Annotated in this window: 17 protein-coding genes; 10 read left to right on the top strand and 7 right to left on the bottom strand. The window is 62.9% G+C overall.

What is annotated here, in order from left to right:
• Positions 1-28: 28 nt before the first annotated feature.
• Positions 29-715 (bottom strand): hypothetical protein, encoded by a 687-nt coding sequence (locus BM372_RS13245; RefSeq protein WP_090955905.1) that lies wholly within the window; start codon positions 713-715, stop codon positions 29-31.
• Between the two features lie 110 nt (positions 716-825).
• The gene (locus tag BM372_RS13240) at positions 826-1176 is read right to left on the bottom strand and encodes a hypothetical protein (protein WP_090955904.1); all 351 of its coding nucleotides are present in this window, start codon (positions 1174-1176) and stop codon (positions 826-828) included.
• A 560-nt stretch (positions 1177-1736) separates the two neighbouring features.
• Here BM372_RS13240 and BM372_RS13235 point away from each other — a divergent pair.
• Positions 1737-1970, top strand: coding sequence for a hypothetical protein (locus BM372_RS13235; protein ID WP_090955903.1), 234 nt, complete (start codon positions 1737-1739; stop codon positions 1968-1970).
• Between the two features lie 31 nt (positions 1971-2001).
• Here the strand turns inward: BM372_RS13235 and BM372_RS21085 are convergent, their stop codons facing one another.
• The gene (locus BM372_RS21085) at positions 2002-2559 is read right to left on the bottom strand and encodes a putative immunity protein (protein WP_090955902.1); all 558 of its coding nucleotides are present in this window, start codon (positions 2557-2559) and stop codon (positions 2002-2004) included.
• A 295-nt stretch (positions 2560-2854) separates the two neighbouring features.
• Here BM372_RS21085 and BM372_RS13225 point away from each other — a divergent pair, with 295 nt between their 5' ends.
• The 4 genes from BM372_RS13225 (at position 2855) to BM372_RS13210 (ending at position 9040) form a co-directional block, all read left to right on the top strand.
• Positions 2855-4834, top strand: coding sequence for an APC family permease (locus BM372_RS13225; RefSeq protein ID WP_090955901.1), 1980 nt, complete (start codon positions 2855-2857; stop codon positions 4832-4834).
• Between the two features lie 133 nt (positions 4835-4967).
• Positions 4968-5660, top strand: coding sequence for a DUF998 domain-containing protein (locus BM372_RS13220; protein WP_177235999.1), 693 nt, complete (start codon positions 4968-4970; stop codon positions 5658-5660).
• 178 nt (positions 5661-5838) lie between these two features.
• Positions 5839-7464: a SulP family inorganic anion transporter gene (locus BM372_RS13215; RefSeq protein WP_256214242.1), complete on the top strand. Its 1626-nt coding sequence runs from the start codon at positions 5839-5841 to the stop codon at positions 7462-7464.
• Between the two features lie 292 nt (positions 7465-7756).
• Positions 7757-9040: an NYN domain-containing protein gene (locus BM372_RS13210; protein WP_256214249.1), complete on the top strand. Its 1284-nt coding sequence runs from the start codon at positions 7757-7759 to the stop codon at positions 9038-9040.
• Positions 9041-9376: 336 nt separating this feature from the next.
• On the opposite strand, the gene BM372_RS13205 is transcribed toward BM372_RS13210, so the two are convergent.
• The 3 genes from BM372_RS13205 to BM372_RS13195 all read right to left on the bottom strand — a co-directional run bounded on the left by BM372_RS13205 (position 9377) and on the right by BM372_RS13195 (position 13630).
• On the bottom strand, positions 9377-12004 hold the full coding sequence (locus BM372_RS13205) for a GH32 C-terminal domain-containing protein (RefSeq protein WP_090955897.1): 2628 nt from the start codon (positions 12002-12004) through the stop codon (positions 9377-9379).
• 280 nt (positions 12005-12284) lie between these two features.
• Positions 12285-12578, bottom strand: coding sequence for a putative quinol monooxygenase (locus BM372_RS13200; RefSeq protein ID WP_090955896.1), 294 nt, complete (start codon positions 12576-12578; stop codon positions 12285-12287).
• Between the two features lie 53 nt (positions 12579-12631).
• On the bottom strand, positions 12632-13630 hold the full coding sequence (locus BM372_RS13195; protein ID WP_090955947.1) for a LacI family DNA-binding transcriptional regulator: 999 nt from the start codon (positions 13628-13630) through the stop codon (positions 12632-12634).
• Between the two features lie 165 nt (positions 13631-13795).
• Here BM372_RS13195 and BM372_RS13190 point away from each other — a divergent pair, with 165 nt between their 5' ends.
• The 4 genes from BM372_RS13190 (at position 13796) to BM372_RS13175 (ending at position 17929) form a co-directional block, all read left to right on the top strand.
• Positions 13796-14914, top strand: coding sequence for a substrate-binding domain-containing protein (locus BM372_RS13190; protein WP_090955895.1), 1119 nt, complete (start codon positions 13796-13798; stop codon positions 14912-14914).
• A gap of 113 nt (positions 14915-15027) precedes the next feature.
• Entirely contained in the window at positions 15028-16074 is a 1047-nt protein-coding gene (locus tag BM372_RS13185) for an ABC transporter permease (RefSeq protein WP_090955894.1), read from the top strand.
• The gene (locus tag BM372_RS13180; protein ID WP_090955893.1) at positions 16071-16865 is read left to right on the top strand and encodes an ATP-binding cassette domain-containing protein; all 795 of its coding nucleotides are present in this window, start codon (positions 16071-16073) and stop codon (positions 16863-16865) included. The genes BM372_RS13185 and BM372_RS13180 overlap by 4 nt, the downstream gene beginning before the upstream one ends.
• A 101-nt stretch (positions 16866-16966) precedes the next feature.
• Entirely contained in the window at positions 16967-17929 is a 963-nt protein-coding gene (locus tag BM372_RS13175; protein ID WP_090955892.1) for a carbohydrate kinase family protein, read from the top strand.
• A gap of 83 nt (positions 17930-18012) precedes the next feature.
• On the opposite strand, the gene BM372_RS13170 is transcribed toward BM372_RS13175, so the two are convergent.
• On the bottom strand, positions 18013-18714 hold the full coding sequence (locus BM372_RS13170; RefSeq protein ID WP_090955891.1) for a GntR family transcriptional regulator: 702 nt from the start codon (positions 18712-18714) through the stop codon (positions 18013-18015).
• Positions 18715-18950: 236 nt separating this feature from the next.
• Between BM372_RS13170 and BM372_RS13165 the strand changes: the two genes are divergently transcribed.
• Entirely contained in the window at positions 18951-20117 is a 1167-nt protein-coding gene (locus BM372_RS13165) for a mandelate racemase/muconate lactonizing enzyme family protein (protein ID WP_090955890.1), read from the top strand.
• Positions 20118-20183: the final 66 nt, after the last annotated feature.

Raw genomic sequence — 20183 nt, 5'->3', positions numbered from 1 at the left:
CCGGCTTACGGGCACGAAATGCGGGTCGTTACGCCCGAGTGGTGAACTGGACCTGAATGCGCTTGAGCTCGGCGCGTGGAAGCACGGCGGTTACGACGCCGCCGCCTGCTAGTTCCGCGCCGATGCCGTATACAAATGGGTCCGTATCGACTTCAGCGCCGGGTACTTCGACTCCATTGACGAAGACATTGACCTGACCGTTGACCATCCGGTCCGTCACTGCGGGTGCGGGTCGGCCCCACGGGTTGTCGCTTAGTCCGAGCTCCTGCCGGTACTGGTTCATGAGAATGTAGTTGACGTGGTCGACCAGCACGCTGCGGACCGAAGTACGCTGGGATGGGCCACGGTGCCAGGTAGTTCGCACGGCCTCCCACAGCTGCGGGTATCGCATTCGCTTCACCTGCTCGACCAGCCACGCGGGTCGCGGCCATGGCGGAACATCCTCGATCGCCTTGCTAGCCTGCTGGTTGAGGTCGGCGAGGTTTATTGGGTCTGAGCGGTCAGTCGGGTTTCGCCAGAGTGTATAGGTGACACTCGCTGTCATTTCACTGTATCCACGAGCGTCCTGACCGTATCCCAGACTGACGGTATCCGTGTCCTCCAGCGAGGGCTGGGACACCAGTCCCATCACCGGGATGGGCATGAGTTTTAGGCGCTCTACCTGCTCGACACGGGGGTCGGGCGCGTCTTCGGGGAGAATTCCCGTCACTCTCATGCCCCGATTATGAACCAGCACGTAATCGGGAGCATATATCTGTAGACGAGAACAGCGACCGGTGGAGGATCCTTCACCGGGCACCGCCGAGGGTACTCTCCCGGCCAGGGCTAGACGATGGCGCCGTCGTTCAGCTGCAGGCGCCTGGACCGGCGGGAGGGCCAACGGGCCCAGAATGCGATCATGAGTCCCGCAGTCGCGGCCCCTCCAGCGTAGATCCAGAGCGAAAACCACCACCCTTCCAGGGAAGGAATCGCGAAGGCCACCACGACCACTGCGACCCCCAGCAGAACCTCCGCGACTGCCTGCAACGTCCGGGCTCGGTACTCGGGGTAGGCCAGGCGGACCAGGGGAATGATCGGCAGCAGGAATAGTCCGGAACTGAAGACAACGAAGACCACGTTGAACGTGAAGATGAGCAGGCCTAACACCAGCAGGCCCAAGAACTTCAGGACCTGCACACCGGGAAGTCGGTTCTCCGCCGTCCAGCGGCTCAGCAGCAGGCCCCACCGGGAGCCCGAGCAGCCAGCCTCCTGCCCAGAAGCCCAGGTTCATCAGCGCCAGGGCGACGAGCAGGACGCCGGGCAGCAGGAACGCCGCGGCCTGTCGCAGCGACGGGAGCCTCCCGGTCGGGACGAAGATGCACGCCTCAATCAGGAGATAAGCGGCCACATACCAAGGCAGCAGCTGGATCACCGGCACCTGGGACAGTCCGAACACCAGCAGCGTCAGCGACGCGACCATCACGCACACCGCAGGGAACGCCCACCGCCGGCGAGCAAGGTTAGGTGTGGCATCCCCCAATGTCATGAAGCGCACTCTATCGGCTTCAACGCGTCCCGGAAGCCTAGCCATAACGCCCGCTGGACGCAACGGTGCGGCGCCCCGTAAAGGATCCGCTTGCGGGACACCTCTGGGGCGTCGCCGACGTGGAAGCCGTGCTCGTAAACCGGCGCCTTTGCCGGAGCTCGCCGCCCGGCGGAATCTGTACACACGACTTCGTCGGTGCAACACTGCGTCGATGAACATCTTCGAGTGGTGGCCTCTGGTCGATGCGGAAATACGCGGCTGGCTCATTGCGCACAACGGCGAGCCGCTGCCGCCGCATGTCATCGCCGACATCATGGCGGTTACGGGCGGCGCCACCGATTCTGGGTGGTGGGCTGGCGAATCAGCAGACGGTCCCCAGCTTTCCGACGAGGCTGTGGATTGGATCGAGGCTGTCGCCAACGATGAGGAGCCGACAGCCGGCTGATATCTTCCGCCGCGTCCCGCTGAGCGTTCGCCTACCTAGCGCCCTCCTGTGGCGGGATACTGTCCATTGCGGCCTGAATCTTCCGAATGATTGACCCGAGAAGGCCCGACGCGAGAAGTCCGGAACCGAGCGGGCCCGCGGAGTCTTCACCAACTGGTGGCAACTGCTGAAGCGCCGCCCTCACTTGGGCGTTCATGTGCTCGAGTTGCCAGGAGATCTCGTCGGAGGTGGCCGTGGGCTGATCCGGAGCGGCCAGCCCGGCCGCTTTCGCGGCGTAGGCGGCTGCGCCGAGAGCGTGCGCGCCCATGTGAGCGACCCCGGCAGCTTGTCCAGCAGCCCGGGCGGCCGCCACAGCCGCAGGGGAGCTCACTGCGTGCGCGGCACGACCAGCAACGAAGCGCCGGCGAATTTCACCGGCGGCATCAAGTTCACCCTGAGCAAACGCCCGGGCACGAGCGATGGCATCACGTGGTCGACCGTCTGTCGGAGCCTCCGTCTCGAACAGGACCAGGACCCGCTCAGCACAGTCCGCCGCCCACGTTGCGACGAGGCGGCGATCAGCTTCGCTCAGTGACTGCGGGGACGGCATGCCAGCATTTTCGCACGCGGGCCCTCGCCTCCACAGCAGGAAAAACTGGAACGACGGCGGCTCGCTTACGTCCCGTCCGGGGCGGACGTGCTTGTCGGTGCACGCCGAGAGCTGCCCTAAACCTCGCAGCGCCAAGAGGGCGCGACAGCCCGGCGCGGGCGTTAAGAAAGCGTTAAGAAACCGTCAAGAAACTGCCGGAACGCCCGGCGTCGACGGCCCGGGAATCTACGGTGAATTGCCGAGGTATCGGACATTTTGGATGAGCTGCGCCCCCGCGCAATATGAGGAGACGCAAATGAGCGACACAGGCCGAGTGAGCATTCCGGCAGAAGTCAGACGGCCGGTTCCGCAGGCCGACAGCGCAAACAGCCTGGTACGGTGGCTGCTCAAACACCGGGTCCAGCCGGTAATAGGGCCGGAGAGCCCCGAAGACCACACCCCGCCGCAGGCGTGGTGGAAAGTCATGTGCCTGACCGGCGTCGATTACTTCTCCACGCTGTCCTACCTGCCGGCCATCGCTGCCCTCGCCGCCGGCGCCGTGGCCCCGCTCGCCACTTTGCTGATTGTGGCTCTCACCCTCCTGGGAATGCTGCCCATGTACCGGCGGGTCGCGCAGGAAAGCCCGCACGGACAAGGTTCGGTGGCGATGCTGGAAAACCTCCTGCCGTTCTGGCGGGGGAAGCTGTTTGTCCTGATCCTGTTGGGCTTTGTGGCGACGTCCTGGATCATCACGATCACGCTGTCGTCGGCCGATGCCACCGTGCACATGCTGGAGAACCCTTTCCTTCACGATGCCCTTGAAGGCAAAGCGGTCCTTATCACCGTGGTGCTGCTGCTGATACTGGGCGGGGTGTTCCTCCTCGGATTCAGTGAAGCCGTGGTGGTGGCGATTCCCCTGGTGGCGGTGTTCCTGCTCCTGAACGCCGTGGTCATCAGCGCCGGCGTCGCCCAGATCATCAGCGATCCGTCGGCGCTGGACTCCTGGACCGGGCTGCTGAGCTCAAGGGGCGGTCTCGCGGACATCGTGGGTCCGGCTTTGATTGCCTTTCCGCTGCTGGTCCTGGGGCTCTCCGGATTCGAAACCGGCGTGAGCATGATGCCGCTGGTGGCATCCAAGGGGACGACGCCCGAGGAGCGGCTCGCGTCCAGGGTGCGGAACACCCGCAAGCTGCTGACGACTGCCGCTGCCATCATGAGCGTCTATCTCCTGGGCAGCAGCTTCGTCACCACTGTCCTGATCCCGGCGGAAGCCTTTGAACCCGGCGGCGAGGCCAGCGGACGGGCCCTGGCCTTCCTGGCGCACGAGCAACTGGGCAACACTTTCGGGACGGTCTATGACATCAGCAGCATCCTGATTCTGTGGTTTGCCGGCGCCTCGGCCATGGCGGGGCTGATCAACATCGTCCCGCGCTACCTGCCGGCCTATGGCATGGCCCCCGAATGGGGGCGGGCAGTGCGCCCCGTGGTCCTTGTTTACACGGCCGTGAGCGTCCTGATCACCATCGGCTTCAATGCCGATGTCAACGCCCAGGCCGGCGCGTACGCCACCGGCATTTTGGCCATGATGGTCTCCGGTTCCATAGCCGTCACGATCTCGGCCCTCAGGCGACGCCAGCGGCTGGCCGCCTCCGGTTTCGCACTGCTTACACTGATCCTGCTTTACGCGCTGGCCGCGAATGTCATCGAGAAGCCTGATGGCCTAGCCATTTCTGCCTTCTTCATCCTCGGGATCATCGCGATTTCGCTGATTTCCCGGGTGGCGCGGACCACGGAACTTCGTGCGGATCTGATCAGGTTCGATGAGAACGCGCGGCGCTTCATCGCCGACTCCCTGGACTACGACGGCGCCCTAAACCTGATCGCCAACCGCCGCCAGGCGGGTGACAGCCAGGAGTACACCGCGAAGGAATACGAGCAGCGGGGCCAGAACGCCGTACCCGGGACTGCTGACGTGATCTTCCTCGAGATCGATATCATCGATCCCTCCAACTTTGCCGGGACCCTCGATGTGCACGGTGTCGACGTCGACGGCCACCGCATCCTCCGGGTCGAGAGCCCGGCCGCCCCCAACGCCATCGCCGCGGTCCTCCTGGCCCTCAGGGACACCGCCGGCGTCATCCCGCACGCGTACTTCGAATGGTCAGAAGGCAACCCCTTGGCCCACCTGATGCGCTATCTCCTCCTGGGCCGCGGCGACACGCCACCGGTTGTGCGGGAAATCCTCCGGAAGCACGAATCTGACCCCGCGCGTCGTCCGCGCATCCACGTAGGGTGAAGGGCCGCCGGTGAACATCGGCGTCGGGGCACAGCTTCCGGCTGGTGCCTGGGGTTTCTGAACCGTGCAGCAACTCGTGACCATGCCGGAGGCACGCCTTACGGCGTCTGCGTCGAACCGTAGACTTCACCATGTGGTGTCACGCGTTGTTCCCCAGACAGCAGCCGGGCGTCGGCGCGTCGAGCTGGCCGCGGTGGCGGGGATGACCGGTGCGGTCCTTTTCGTGTCTGTCTTTACTGTTCTCGGATGGCTGCAGCCCGGCTACTCGTCAGCCAGCATGTTCGTCAGCGAGTTGTCGCTTGGCCCCTTCGGCTGGGTCCAGATCCTAAACTTCGTGCTAACCGGCACCTTGGTGCTGGCGTTCGGCCGCGGCCTCGCGGCTCATTTCAGCACCGGCGCGGCTTCCCGGGCCGGACCGGTCCTTGTGCAGATCCTCGGAGCCAGCCTGATTGTGTCCGGACCATTTACCACCGACCGGTCGGCGATGTTCGAGCAAGCCAGCATTAGCGGCATCGTGCACGGCGTCTTCGGTGCCCTCGTCTTCACGTGCGCGCCCCTCATCTGCTTCGTCTTCTACCGGCGCTTCCGCAGGGATGCGGTCTGGCACCCCATGGCTGGGTGGACGTTGGCCGCAGGTGTTGTTCTCATTCTCGGGGTCGTCCTGCTCAAGACGAGCCAGCAGCCCGATAGCGGACTGTTTGAATGGAAAGGCTTGGTGCAGCGGATCCTCCTGGTGACGTTCATGGCTTGGATCTTCACCGTCGCCTCCCGCCTGCGCCACCAATACCGGGATAGCGGGGAAAACACGCCACCAGCGGAGCGGTAATCCCAGGGCCAGCCCTGCCGGCGGCCAGTGCGAGATGGAGGCGGGATTCCGCCGTCGTTGCTCATGAATATGGATGGCGAGCAGGGCCATGATGGGACATGATCGGAAGATGCGCCGATCCGGAAAGATCCCATTCTGGGCGGTCCCCCCAGCCCTGCGTGGCTACAGAATTGAGTGGTTGCGCCACGACCTGGTGGCCGGCACCGCCCTCTTCGCGATCTTGGTCCCCGCCGGCATGGCGTACGCCCAGGCCGCCGGCCTTCCACCGGTGACCGGCCTGTACGCGACGATAGTGCCCCTGCTTGTCTACGCAGCAGTCGGGCCATCGCGTGTGCTGGTGCTAGGCCCGGATTCCGCGCTCGCGCCGATGATCGTAGCAGCCTTGGTTCCCTTGGCCGCGGATAACGAGCAGAGATCCGTGGCCCTGGCAGGTCTCTTGGCCATACTGATTGGCGGCATCTTGCTGTTCGGTTCAGTGCTGAGGTTGGGAATCGTCACTGGACTGTTGTCCAAGCCCATCCGGCTCGGCTATCTCAACGGCATCGCCTTGCTGGTGGCTGTGTCCCAGCTTCCCACTCTCCTGGGGATCTCCGTGGAAGGCAGCACACCCTGGGAAAAACTCATCGCCGCCGTGCCGAAGGTGCTTGCCGGCGAGACCAATATGACGGCACTATTGCTCGGCTTGGTCTCGCTGGCGCTCATCTGGGTTCCCCGCCGGCTGAAATGGAAGGTTCCGGGCGTGCTCATCGCGGTAGTTGTGTCCTGCATCGCCGTGGCCATGCTGGGACTCCAGGACCGTTTGAAGGTCACAGGTGCCCTCCCTCAGGGGCTCCCTGCACCGGCTCTGGGCGGAATTTCCTGGGCCGACGTCATGACACTGTTGCCCGCCGCCGCCGGGATCGCCCTCATCGTCTTCGTTGATACCGGAACCCTGTCCCAATCCTTGGCGGCCGCAGAGGACGGCAGGGTGTCCGGCAACCATGAAATGGCAGCCTTGGGTGCGGCGAACGCTGCTACCGGGCTATTGGGTGGCTTCCCGGTGTCGGCCAGCACGTCCCGCACCCCGGTGGCAGTCGAGTCCGGGGCGAAATCCCAGCTCACGGGGGCCGTAGGCGCAGTATTGGTGCTCGGCTTCATGGTCGTGGCGCCCGGCGTCACCGAGTTCCTTCCGGCCACAACCCTTGCCGCCATTGTCATCGCCGCAGCCGCAGCCATAGCCGACCCGGCCGGCGTGCGACGGCTCATCGGCATGAGCCGGAGTGAATCGTTGGTGATGCTAGCGGCATTCCTGGGGGTTGCCATATTGGGCGTCCTCCCGGGCATCGCCGTTGCCATCGGCTTGGCAATTCTGGACTTCTTACGGCGGGCCTGGGACCCATACCGTGCTGAACTGGTGGACGTGCCCGGGGTACCGGGGTTCCACGACGTGAGCCGTCATCCGGAAGGGGAACGCATTCCCGGCCTGTTGATCCTGCGCTTCGACGCACCGCTGTTCTTCGGCAACGGAGCCTTGCTGGGGTCCTTCGTTCGCAGCGAACTGGATCAGGCGGCGGACGGCACAGAACGCGTGGTGCTGGCGGCAGAACCAGTCACGGGAATCGACACGACCGCACTGGACGAGTTGGTGCAGCTTGACGAATGGCTGGACCGGCACGGCGTGGACCTGGTGTTCGCCGAGCTCAAAGGTCCGGTCAAAGACAGATTGCTGCAGTACGGCATGGGCGCCCGCTTCTCTCCCGATCATTTCTACCCGACAGTGAGCGAAGCCGTTAGGGCGTTCCAACGGGAGGATGGAGAGGAGTAGTAGTGTCGACCGGACCAATCGCGACGTTTGTAGTGTGGATGCCACGATGACGAAGCGCCGTGGAATGCTGCTGCAAATCACAGGGAGAATCACTCGCGTGATCTTGAGAGGCTCCCAAGAAGTTCGTCTTCATCTGAAGCGGCGAGCCTTTGTTCACGAGCACGTCGGTAGAGGATCAAGAGCAACTAGCTGCACTGCGCAAGAACATTCGTTGGGCCAGCCATTGCAACTAGGCCACTTAAATGCTGCCAATATGTAGTCAATCCGATTAGAAAGGTCGAAAGTGACGATCATGAGAGCAGCGTTATTCCTCGATTTCGACAACTTCTTCAGCGGCTTGATGTCAGCCGATCCGACGTCGGCCTTGGCCCTCGTTACGAGCCCGTCGCGATGGCTTCACAAGTTGACCAGCAGTAACTCGGATGACGCCACGCGTCAATGGCTGGTGTTACGGTGCTATCTGAATCCGGCGGGTTGGCTCCCGGATCCACTTAAGCCCGGTGAGCGCCTGTACTTCTCCAAGTTCCGGCCTTTCTTCACGCAGGCCGGCTTCGAAGTGGTGGACTGTCCGGCGCTGACTAAGGGGTCGAAAAACGGTGCCGATATTCGCATTGTCATTGATGTCATGACTGCTCTGAGGGCGAACACTAGATACGAGGAGTTCGTCGTCGCATCGGCTGACGCCGACTTCACCCCACTACTTCAAGTCTTACGAGCAGATGATCGTCGAATTACAGTTATTGCCACTTCGTCAACAGCGACGGCTTACGAATCGCTTGCGGACCGATTCCTCGATGAGCAGGACATCTTCGATTTGATTGCGAAGGATCGTGCTGCGGATATTGAAGTTGAAGCAGAGGAATTAATTCCAGAGCTCAATGACCAGTCCACTTCGCGGCTGCCGCTAGCCGCTGACTTGAACGTCGATACGCAGTACCAAGCATTTGCAAAGGCGGTACGCGAAACCTACTCCGAAGCGACGGCTCCCATCAACCTGGCGCGTTTATCGTCGGACCTCAAGCCAGCGTCCGTAAATGGAGCAACAGATGGTACGTGGTTTGGAGCAGGCTCGTTCCGTCGAGCGGTTCAAGGCTTGGAACTTCCCAACGTCCGGTTTTCTCAGCACCACCTGTGGGATGCCAGCCGTCACGACGAGCCAGTCGCGGGAGCAGCGACCTCCAGGCCCAGCCTGCCTGCTACCGTGATGAACTTCACGGAAGTCACCGGAATGCCGACGATACCTTCGGACGCATGGCCCGTTATTTATCAGACGCTCGAAGCCTATGCGGCGCAACACGTTTTCAACTTCACAGAAGCGTCCAAATGGTCCCGAGATCAGGCGGCAGAGAAGGGGATAGAGATTCCACGCCGGGCCTTTACGTTTGTCATTCGGGCATGTCAAAACGGGGCCGTCAATCTGAACGCGAAACCCACCCCGGACGCCGGGACTATCGCCCGAGCCTTATACAACAGCGTCTTACGGCGAGCGGAGCTGGCCGGGCTTGAAGCAACCGATTCGGAGAAATGCGAACTGGCTGCCTGGATCCACTACCAGGATCCAGGGTGTCAGGATTGATCCTCTCTCTAATGCTTGCCTGGTGTCGTACCTGGTTGCACGAACGTCAAGATCATCGCCGTATCCTCATTCCTCGGGCATTTCAAGTGTCGAGTCGCGACTATAGCAAGCAAGCTCTGGGAAGCAATCAGGCATTGCGGCACAGTGTGTGAATCGCAGCGGTAAGTGGCGGCGTTTTCCTAGCGCTAAACGTCCACCCCTGTTGGCCGTTTGACGGTCCTCAAGGCGAAAGTTTCATTGCCCGGCTGGAAAAGCTGAAGGGACTGGGCCCGGTGTATTACCGAGCTCAGTCCCTTTAGCTCCAACTCTCGGGGAGCCGGTCACAATGTGAGTAAGTTACTTCTTTTCAGGGAGAAACATTGCCCTTTCCAGCGGTGTCACACTGAGTGATTTGAGCTGTGCGGTCCCACCCTCGGCGAAGAGGGCCATCTTGTCTGCTCCGGGGTTGGGGAACACCTGGTCGGTGATCGTCCTGAGTCCGTTCTGGGCGAACACCTCCACTGAGGAGCGGTCGAGGTAGATCCGCATGGTGATGTTGCCATTCTCGTCCAGGGTGACGGGGGCATCCTCCATGGAAGCGAACGCTGGGTGGAATGAGGTGTTGCCGGATTTTGTACGGTCAACGAACATCTTTCCGGTCGTGGCGTCGAAGCCGATGACTGTGGATGCGTTTCCATCACCCAGTACGGTGATGCCGGATTTTTTCGCCGTGCCGGGTGCGAAAGTGATGTCCACCCGCTGGACCTGGCCTGAGGCAGCGGCAGGCAACTGGAGCGTTCCTGCAGGAATAGGCCCGCCCTTGTTGTCTTTGTAGGAGACTTTCCCGTCCAGTTTGTCCACTTGTTTGACGGCGCTTTGGGTGAGGCGGGGGCCGTCAACGGTCTGGGTCAGGTTGACCTCGCGGGGAAGGGCCATGGCGCTGCGCCAGGGGCTCGTGGGGATGTCGTTGGCGTAATCCCAGTTGTTCATCCACCCGAGCATGACCCGCTTGTTATCTGGCATGTTGCCGAAGGACACGGTGGCGTAGTAGTCGCGGCCGTAGTCCAGCCAGTCGTAGGTCTCCAGGGCCGATATTGCCGGTTTGGAGGAGAGCATGAATTCGTCAGCGAGGATGTGCCCCCAGCCGAATCGGTTGTTGTCGACGACTTTGATCTGTGCCTGTTGGCCAACGAATTCTTTGACATTCCACGATGCCCAATCCAGCGATTCACTGTCGTTGCCTGTGGCCGTGCGGACCACCTTTCCGTTGACCACTAGGTTGACGGTCTCTTCATCAGATCTGGGAACAGCGGCGGTGTCGGTGAGCATGACATGGTCCAGGGTCAGGTGGCCCCACCCGCCGGTAGCTTGGTCAACCACCCGCAACTGTGCATTCTGTCCCGCGAATTCGGAAACGTCCCAGCCCTTCCAGTTCAGGACTCCGGAATTATCCCCTGCCACGGAGCGGACCACTTTGCCGTTGATGAGCAACTGGACGGCCAGGATCTGTCCGGAGTCCGCGGAGCGGTTGCCGCCACCGACCAGCATGCTCATGAAATTCTTGGTGAGGGGGAATTCCGGTGATGTCAGGGTGCCCTGCCGGTCATCGCCCGGTGCAGTGCCGGTCTCGAAGGTGTTGATCCGCTTAGCCCCGATGTAGAAGTCCCCACCACTACTAGCGGGCTGGAAGTTCGGTGTCAGATCGCCGGTTCCGGTCCAGCCGGAGTCGGCCAGCGTGGTCCCTGCGGGAACCTCGAAGCCGTTGAACTTGAGCTCACCCTCGGGTGGGGTGTTGTCCAGCTTGTCGGAAACTCGCGGGTGTTTACCGCCGCCCACGAGGAAATTCAAATAATCGTCGGAGACGGTAAAGGTTGGTGACTGCACGGACCCAAGCGGCCAGTCGCCGTCGTTGAAGGAGTTGACGAGTCCTGCTCCGGTGAAGCCGGAGACAGTTTGTTGCCCACCGATCGCCCCGGCTGCGGGGGCGTCACCGAAAGGCCCGTTCTTCCAGTTGCCCGGTTCGTTGTTGACGGTCCAGCCGTTGTAGGTTCCGTCGTTGAATCCGGCCAGGACCTTGCCGGGCGGAAGCGTAGCCACGGGCTTGGTGGTCTCGGAGGTGAAGGTGGTGCCGTCGAAGTTACCCACGAAGTACTGGCCTGCGGAGCCGCCAGCCACACCGCCGGGGTTGATGTTGACCACCATGACCCATTTGATGTTGTTCTTGTCGCCGTCCACGGCCAGGGGGAACAGATCAGGGCACTCCCACTGCCCGCCGGTGGCATTGGCGGGCCCGAACTCGCTCAACGCGGTCCAGTCCTTGAGGTTGGCGGACTTGTAGAGGACAACCTTGTGCTCCTGGGCTTCCACCGCGGTCATCACCCAGTAGCCGCCTCCCCCGGGCTTGTCGTACCAGAAGACCTTCGGGTCCCGGAAGTTGGCGGAGTTCCGGTTCAGCACCGGATTGCCGGAGTACTTGGTCCAGGTCTGGCCGTCGTCGACGCTGTAGGCCAGGGACTGCGCCTGCAGGCCGCGGTGCGGAGAGGCGTCCTTGTAGGCGCTGGTGTAGACGGCCACGAGGGGAGGGTTCTCTTTCGTGCCGAAACCGGTTGTATTGTCCTTGTCGACGACGACGCTGCCGGAGAAGACGTCTTCCTGGTTGTCGGTGGAGATGGCCAGCGGCTGCTCCTGCCAGTGCACAAGGTCCTTTGACGTGGCGTGGCCCCAGGACATGTTCCCCCAGGTGTTACCGGAGGGGTTGTGCTGGTAGTACATGTGATAGACGCCCTTGTAGAAGACGAGCCCATTGGGGTCGTTCATCCAGTTTTTTGCGGGCGTGTAGTGAATGGCCGGGCGGTAGGGTTCGTCCCCGGGGCCCGTCGCGGCCGACGCCGGCAGGGAACCGGCCAGTGCCGCCGCGGTCAGCGTCAGCCCCGCGAGTGTCAGTGCAGAAACGGCATGCGTCCTGCTGGTGGTCGTTCTCTTCATCTGCTGGATTCACCCTTCATCGCGTGTGTCTACGTTAGACAACGTTGTCAACGGAAAGGACGCTAAGTTATGTCCATCAGACAAGTCAATGGTTTTGGCGGCTCAGGCGTGGGGCCGCCCGCCGCGCGGCTGAGCCGGACGAAGCGAGGGCCGGGCAGCCGAAAGTACCCTCCCAGCGGTAGCGCGGGAAGGGTCTTTTCCAGTAGGCGGCCGTTCAGGCCCTCTGTAAGTCCTGGACGCAGAACTCCAGCGCCCGTGGATCGGCTGGATTGACTGGGCGCTATTCCAGCGGCAGGAGCCAGGTCAGCTCCGAGGCGTCACCTTCGATGTGGCGGGCCAGTTCTTCGTTGAATCTGGCGCCGTAATCGGCACCGATGTGTTCCTGGAATGCGGCTTCATCTCGGTAGACCTCGAAGACAAAATACTCCCGGGGATTCTCTTCCCGGGTATAGGGAAGGAACAGCTCGTTGCCCGGTTCCCGGCGGACATGCTCGGTCAGCTCGAGCATCATTTCAGCAACACGGGCTTCGCTGCCGGGCTTGACGGTGAACTCGGCATACAGGGTTTTGGTCATCGTGATCCCTTTCAGGTCAATGGGTTCGAAAACATGGTTCAGAAGGCATCCCGTCAGGCCGGAGGGCAGAGTTCCCCGGATCCCCTTTGCACTAGCTCAGACGGGACAACATAGGTATGCGGAGGCTGCTGGTCGCCGTCAATCCTGGCCAGCAGCCGCTCCGCTGCCAGCTTCCCGATCCGCTCGGGGTGCTGGGCGATGACCGTCACGCCGGGATCCATCATGTCGGCAAGCGTGAAGTCATCGAACCCTATCAACGCCACGCGTTTGCTTAGCCCGAGCTCTCTCAGAGCACGCATGGCGCCGAAAGTGATGAGGTTCTGACTGGAGAAGATCGCAGTGGGCGGTTCGCCGGCTGTGAGAAGCTCCAACACGGCCAACCTCGCCGACTCCTCGTCGTGAAGGTTTTCACGGACAGGAACCGTGGAGGTGGGAATGCCGTGCCGGCCGATCTCTTCCATGAACCCCCGACGGCGTTCCCGCGCGGTCTGGATGTCGGTGCGGTCCCCCAGGTAGGCAAGCCTGGTGTGGCCGCGGCTGATCAGGTGGGCGGCCGCCCTCGCGGAGCCTGCCGCGTTGTCGGTGACGACGGCGTCCGCTTCCACTCCTACAGGTTCCCGGTCAATGAAGACCACAGGCAGGTCACGGGAATGCTCCGGGATCACATACGCCTGGCTTTTGGCGATCGGCGTGAGGATGAGCCCATCGACGCGCCGGCCAAGAAACGCCGCAACAATGGCCCGCTCCCGTTCGGGGTCGTCATCGAGGCTGGCCGCAAAAACCGCGATTCCCCTGGCTCCCAGCGCATCTTCTATTGCCCGGTTGATCTCGCCGCTGAATGGGTTGGAGACACTCGGTAGCAGGAGCCCGACGGAGAGCGTTCGCCTGCCCGCGCGGCGCAGGCTGCCGGCGGCCATGTCCAGCTGGTAGTTGAGTTGCCGTGAAGCGCTGAGCACCTTTTCCCGGGTGGCGTCCGACACGCCAGGTTCATCGTTGATCACGCGGGACACGGTCTTAATTCCGACGCCGGCAAGGGCAGCCACGTGGCGCATGGTCGGACGATTGCCGGAAACGGCGGGCTGGCTACGATCGGACATCGTTGTCAAAAATATCGCTCCTTCTAAGTTGCATCTATTGACTCTCCGGTGTGATGCTGATTACATCGTACATGACATCGTTGTCGAGGCCAGTGAAGGCCTCAAACACCAGGAGATTCAATGTTGAGTTCCAAAGCACCCCGTTCAACGGCCACCCGCCTGTTCGCTGCGGGAGCAGTGCTGACCTTGGGAGCCCTCAGTCTTTCAGCCTGTGGGGGAAATTCCCCGTCCACCTCATCAACTGGAACCGCGTCCGGTGAAAAGGTCGGCGTCTCGCTGATCGTCAAGACCACCACCAACCCGTTCTTCGTCTCCATGCAGGACGGCGCGAAGAAGGCCGCTGCTGCCGAGGGCGTAGACCTGAAGCTCGCAGCCGGCAAGGCTGACGGCGATGAGGACACCCAGATCCAGGCCATCGAGAACGCCATCTCCAAGGGCGACAAGGGCATCCTGATCACTCCCAACGGCCCGTCCGTCGTGGATGCCCTGAAGAAGGCCAAGGATGCCGGCCTGTTCGTCATCGCCCTGGACACCCCGCCGGACCCGGCCGACGCCGCTGACATCACGTTCGCGACCGACAACTTCGCCGCGGGTGAGCTGATCGGCAAGTGGACCGCAGCTCAGCTGGCGGGGAAGAAAGCGACCATTGCCCTCGTCGATCTTTTTGACGACAAGGTGGTCTCGGTGGACTACAACCGGGACCAGGGCTTCCTTACGGGACTGGGCATCGACACCGCGGACAAGAAGAAGAACGGTGACGAGGCCAAAACCGGCAAGTACACCGGCGGCAAGGGCGGCGACTACGAGATCGTCGGCAGCCAGGCCTCGCAGGGCGCCGAGGACGGCGGCCGCACCGCCATGGAAACCCTGCTGTCCAAGAACCCGAACATCAACGTCGTCTACACCATCAACGAACCCGCCGCGGCCGGCGCCTTTGAGGCACTGAAGTCCGCCGGCAAGGAAAAGGACGTCCTGGTGGTTTCGGTGGACGGCGGCTGCCCGGGCGTCAACAACGTCAAGTCGGGCGTCATCGGTGCCACGGCCCAGCAGTACCCGGTCAAGATGGCCGAACTGGGTGTGAAGGCCATTGTTGACCTCGCCAAGACCGGCCAGAAGCCGGCCAACTCACCGGGGCTTGATTTCTACAACACCGGCGTCGAGCTCGTTACGGACAAGCCGGTCGACGGCGTCAAGAGCATCACCACCACCGCGGCCTCCGACATCTGCTGGGGAAAGTAACCCACCCAGCTTCACTGCGGGCGGGGAGGCCGGAGTTCGCTATCGGCCTCCCCGCACTTCATCTACCGAGCTAGCTCCGCCCCAGCAACCATCACCGAAGATCAGGACCAATCGTGACCCAGCAACAGACCGCCGGACCGCCCAGCGCCGGGCAGGCCGATCTGGCCGAGGAATTCCTCGACCGCCAGACACCGCTTAGCCGGATACGCAATATCCTCCACCGTTACCCCGCCGTCAGCCCCGCCCTCGTGCTTCTCATCGCAGTGGTGGTGTTCAGCCTCCTCAATGAGAGGTTCCTGCGGGTTGAAAACCTCTCCCTGATCACCCAGCAGGTCTCCGTCGTCGGCACCCTGGCCATCGCCCAGACCCTCATCATCCTTACGGCAGGCATCGACCTTTCCGTCGGGGCCGTGATGATCCTGTCCTCCATGGTCATGGCCCAGCTCGCCGTCAACAACGGAGTGCCCGCCCCTGTCGCCCTGCTCGCCGGCCTGGTGGTCGGACTCGCCGCCGGAGCCCTGAACGGATTCCTGGTCACCAGATTCCGGCTCCCGCCGTTCATCGTCACCCTGGGCACGCTGAACATCTTCATCGCCCTGACACTGCTCTACTCCAACGGTGCGACAGTGCGCGGCTCGGCCATGCCGGCCCTGCTGACCTGGACAGGAACCACTTTCCCGGTGGGCCCGGTCAGGATCTCCACGGGCGTGGTCATGATGCTCCTTCTCTACATCGCGGTCGCGTTCATCCTGGGCAAGACGGCGTGGGGCCGGCACGTCTACGCCGTCGGAGATGACAAGGAAGCCGCCCGCCTGGCCGGCATCCCGGTAAACCGTGTCCTCATGAGCGTCTACCTCGCAGCCGGCGCCGTCCTGGCCGTCGGCGCCTGGATCCAGATCGGCCGCACCAACGCAGCCAGCCCCAATGGCGGCGTGGACCTGAACCTGGACTCCATCACCGCCGTCGTCATCGGCGGAACCAGCCTCTTCGGCGGCCGCGGCTCCGTCTGGGGAACGCTCCTCGGCGCCCTGATCGTCGGCGTCTTCCGCAACGGCCTCTCGCTCGCCGGGCTGGACGTGCTCTACCAGACGCTCGCCGTGGGCGTCCTGATCATTGTTGCTGTGTCCGTCGATCAGTGGATCCGAAAGGTCAAGTCATGACCATGACTGAATTTGAAGCCCCCCACGTCGCCACGCGCGAGCCCATCCTGCAGGCCCGGAACCTCGTCAAAACCTTCGGCCGTGTCGTGGGACTGGACGGCGTCAGCCTGGACCTGTACCCGGGTGAAGTCCTGGCGATCATCGGCGACAACGGTGCAGGCAAATCAACCCTGATCAAGTGCCTCACCGGCGCCGAAGTTCCCGACACAGGAGAACTTTTCGTATCGGGACAGCAGGTGCACTTCAAGCGGCCGCAGGACGCCCGCGTTCACGGCATCGAAACCGTGTACCAGAACCTCGCGGTCTCACCGGCGCTGGACGTCGCCTCCAACCTGTTCCTGGGCCGGGAGGAAAGGCGCGCAGGACTCCTCGGAAGCGTGTTCCGGATGCTCGACACCAAAGGCATGCGCACCAAGGCCAAGGATGAGCTGACCCGGCTGGGCATCTCCACCCTGCAGGACGTGACAGTGCCGGTGGAGAACCTATCCGGCGGCCAGCGCCAGGCCGTCGCCGTGGCCCGCGCCGCGGCGTTCGGATCCAAGGTCGTCGTGCTGGACGAGCCGACGGCGGCACTCGGCGTCCGGGAGTCCAACCAGGTCCTGCAGTTGGTCCGGGACCTCCGGGACCGCGGCCTGCCCGTCATCCTGATCAGCCACAACATGCCGCACGTGTTTGACGTGGCGGACAGGATCCACATCCAGCGCCTCGGCAAGTGCGCCGCCACCATCACCCCGCAATCACACACCATGACCGATGCAGTTGCGATCATGACCGGTGCAGCCACCGCCTGAACAACTGCTGCGGCCATGTCAGTCCGCGGACCCGGGTTACCGGTCCGCGGACTGATGTGCCTCGGACAGGCCCCGCCATCAGCTTCCACGAGAGACAGACCATGGATTACCTCACAACAGCCCGGAACGATGCTCACCAGACGCTTGACGTCATGGTGGTAGGCGAGGCGCTGATCGACGTGGTCACCACGTCAGACGACCAAGTGGAACACCCGGGCGGCTCGCCGGCCAATGTCGCCTACGGACTTGGCCGCCTCGGCGTAACCACAGGCCTGCTCACAGCCATTGCCCCGGACGCGCGGGGAATCTCGATCGAAAACCATCTCCGCAGCGCGGGAGTCGTACTTCTGCCCGGGTCAAAGTCCCTCACCCGGACGGCATCGGCAACGGCAACCCTTGGACCGGACGGCTCCGCCCGGTACGACTTCGACATCTCCTGGGACCTTGCCCCGACAGCCCCAGCCTATTTCCCGAAAATACTGCACACCGGATCCATCGCCACTTTCCTGAGCCCCGGTGCCAGCGCCGTGAAGGCCCTGCTCGAACAGGCCCACAGGCACTGCATGATCACCTATGACCCGAACATCCGCCCAGCCCTGCTCGGGAGCCACAACGAAGCGAAAGCCACCTTCGAAGAGCTCGTGCCCTTAACCGACGTCGTCAAACTCAGCGACGAGGACGCCCAGTGGCTCTATCCGCAAAAAAGCCTGGACGAAACCGCAGCCCACATCCTCGGCCTGGGCACCGGACTTACCGTCATCACCAAGGGCGCCGACGGCTCACACTTCACCACCCCGACCGCCAGCATCAGCATCCCCGCCGTGAAATCCAAAGTTGCCGACACCATCGGCGCCGGCGACTCCTATATGGCCGCCCTGATCCTGGGCTTTCTCACCCGAGGAACCGAAGGCTTCGCCCCGGCCGTCCTGGAGCAGCTCGGCCACACCGCAGCTGCAGCCGCGGCCATCACCGTACAGCGCCCGGGAGCTAACCCCCCGACCCTGGAAGAACTGAACCTAGCAATAGAAGCACATACCGCGGGCACCCAATACGCACGTACCTGAACTGCATGATCAATCCCCAGCGGGGCTGTATGAATAATGCCAGGCAGCGGCCGGCTTCTGACGATGGGGGGGAAGTCGGCAGACTACGCGGTTTCCTCCAGGGCTACCGGCTGGACGTTCTCGCGTTCCTCCAGAGCTCCGGTTACCGAGGCTGTGAGACTGTTGGCGATGTGGGTGCGGGCCAGTTCGGCGGCGCCTGCGCCGTCGCCGGCGATGACAAGCTCAAGGATCTGGTGGTGCTGGTTCAGGTCGATCGTTCGGGGCTCATCCCCGGAGGGGAGCTCGAGGCCGATGCGGCGGTAGCGGTCAGATTTGTCCCACAGGTCATCCAGGAGCTTGATCATGACGTCGTTGTGCGAGGCGGCGTAGACCGCACGGTGGAATTCCCGGTGCACCGTGATCGCGTCCTCGCCCCAGACCCGTGTGACAGGCAGGAGCTTCCCGGCTGCTGTGCGCATCGCGGCGATATCAGCTTCCGTGCGGCGGGAGGCCGCCAATTCTGTTGCCGATGGTTCGAGTGAGAGTCGGACTTCAAGGAGTTCTCGTGCTTCGGAGGCGCTCATGGCGGCCACCCGGGAATCCCGGTGGGTGTCCATGAGGATCAGCCCCTCGCTGGCGAGCCGGCGGATCGCCTCCCGCAGGGGTGTGATGCTCATCTGCATGTTCTCCGCCAGTTCGTACTGGGAGATGCGCGAGCCCGGGGCAAGGCCACCGGAGAGGATGAGCTGGCGGAGTTCGTTGTACGCCAGGCTGCCCTTACTGGAAAAGACGCTTGTGGTGTTCATCTGCCGCTCCGAATCCCTCGTCGAGGTGTGGCCCCCGTTGCTCAGCGTGTAGTTCCCAGTACATCTTATAAGAAATTCCAGGCGAAGGCTTGTGCCTCCCGTCACGCCTCGGCTAGCCTTTGATCCAAGGTCTTATAAGATATTCGCTCGACGGGCAGATGTCCCCCACGTCACTTGGGGTCCGTCTCGATCCAGATCTTATAAGAAATAAGATACCACCCAGGAGAGATTCAAAGATGAAAATCGTTTCCGCCCACGTCGGCACCATTCCCATCAGTTCCTCGATCCGGAACGCCTTCATTGACTTCACCAAGATGGACTGCACGATCATCGCCCTCGTCAGCGATGTGTTCGTCGACGGCAAGCCCCTGGTTGGCTATGGATTCAATTCCAACGGCCGCTACAACGCGACCGGCATCCTGAAAGACCGCATTCTGCCGCGCATCATGGATGCCCCGTCCGAAGACCTTCTTGATGAGGACGGCCAGCTCTCCCCCGAGAAGGCCTGGGACCTGATGATGTCCAACGAAAAGCCCGGCGGACACGGCGAACGCTCCGTCGCCGTCGGCGTCGCCGACATGGCCCTGCACGACCTCGCCGCGAAGATCGCCGGCGTGCCGCTCTACCGGTGGATCTCGGACCACTACGGCGACGGCAACCCGGACAAGGACGTCTTCGTCTACGCAGCCGGCGGCTACTACGCACCCGGCAAGAGCCTTGAGGACCTGCAGAACGAAATGCGGGGCTTCCTCGCCAAGGGCTACAACGTGGTCAAGATGAAGATCGGCGGCGCCGACCTCGCCGAGGACCTTCGCCGCATCGAAGCCGTGATCGAGGTCCTCGACGGCGACGCTTCCCGCCTGATGGTGGATGTCAACGGCAAGTTCGACCTGGAGACCGCGCTGAAATACGGCAAAGCCATCGACCAGTACGGGCTGTTCTGGTACGAGGAAGTCGGCGACCCGCTGGACTACGCCCTGAACGCCACCCTCTCCGAGCACTACAAGAACCCGATCGCCACCGGAGAGAACCTGTTCTCCCTCCAGGATGCCCGCAACCTGGTCCGCTACGGCGGGATGCGCCCGGACCGCGACTTCATCCAGGTCGACCCGGCCCTGAGCTACGGCCTGACCGAATACCGCCGGATCCAGGACATGCTGGCCCAGCACGGCTGGTCCTCACGCCGCTGCATCCCGCACGGCGGACACCAGTTCTCCCTTCACATCGCCGCAGCCCTCAAACTCGGCGGCAACGAGTCCTACCCGGGCGAGTTCCAGCCCACCGGCGGTTTCACCGACGACGCCGTCATCGTCAACAGCCGCGTGGCCCCGGGTGATCTGCCGGGCATCGGGCTCGAAGGCAAGGCCGAGTTCTACAAGGTCCTGCGCGCACTGCACAGCTAACCAATCCGGCAGTGCCCCGGTCCCGGGCAGCATCACTGCCCGGGACCGCACCTCTCCAACTTTCTC

Source organism: Arthrobacter sp. ov118 (genome assembly GCF_900116495.1).
Lineage (GTDB): Bacteria > Actinomycetota > Actinomycetes > Actinomycetales > Micrococcaceae > Arthrobacter.
This window is presented reverse-complemented; position numbering and strand designations above follow the sequence as displayed.

Excerpts from the sequence above, each read along its gene's own strand:
- BM372_RS13245 (WP_090955905.1), bottom strand. The coding sequence starts at position 715 with ATGAGAGTGACGGGAATTCTCCCCGAAGACGCGCCCGACCCCCGTGTC.
- BM372_RS13235 (WP_090955903.1), top strand. The coding sequence starts at position 1,737 with ATGAACATCTTCGAGTGGTGGCCTCTGGTCGATGCGGAAATACGCGGC.
- BM372_RS21085 (WP_090955902.1), bottom strand. The coding sequence starts at position 2,559 with ATGCCGTCCCCGCAGTCACTGAGCGAAGCTGATCGCCGCCTCGTCGCA.
- BM372_RS13225 (WP_090955901.1), top strand. The coding sequence starts at position 2,855 with ATGAGCGACACAGGCCGAGTGAGCATTCCGGCAGAAGTCAGACGGCCG.
- BM372_RS13210 (WP_256214249.1), top strand. The coding sequence starts at position 7,757 with ATGAGAGCAGCGTTATTCCTCGATTTCGACAACTTCTTCAGCGGCTTG.
- BM372_RS13205 (WP_090955897.1), bottom strand. The coding sequence starts at position 12,004 with ATGAAGAGAACGACCACCAGCAGGACGCATGCCGTTTCTGCACTGACA.
- BM372_RS13200 (WP_090955896.1), bottom strand. The coding sequence starts at position 12,578 with ATGACCAAAACCCTGTATGCCGAGTTCACCGTCAAGCCCGGCAGCGAA.
- BM372_RS13195 (WP_090955947.1), bottom strand. The coding sequence starts at position 13,630 with ATGCGCCACGTGGCTGCCCTTGCCGGCGTCGGAATTAAGACCGTGTCC.
- BM372_RS13190 (WP_090955895.1), top strand. The coding sequence starts at position 13,796 with ATGTTGAGTTCCAAAGCACCCCGTTCAACGGCCACCCGCCTGTTCGCT.
- BM372_RS13180 (WP_090955893.1), top strand. The coding sequence starts at position 16,071 with ATGACCATGACTGAATTTGAAGCCCCCCACGTCGCCACGCGCGAGCCC.
- BM372_RS13175 (WP_090955892.1), top strand. The coding sequence starts at position 16,967 with ATGGATTACCTCACAACAGCCCGGAACGATGCTCACCAGACGCTTGAC.
- BM372_RS13170 (WP_090955891.1), bottom strand. The coding sequence starts at position 18,714 with ATGAACACCACAAGCGTCTTTTCCAGTAAGGGCAGCCTGGCGTACAAC.
- BM372_RS13165 (WP_090955890.1), top strand. The coding sequence starts at position 18,951 with ATGAAAATCGTTTCCGCCCACGTCGGCACCATTCCCATCAGTTCCTCG.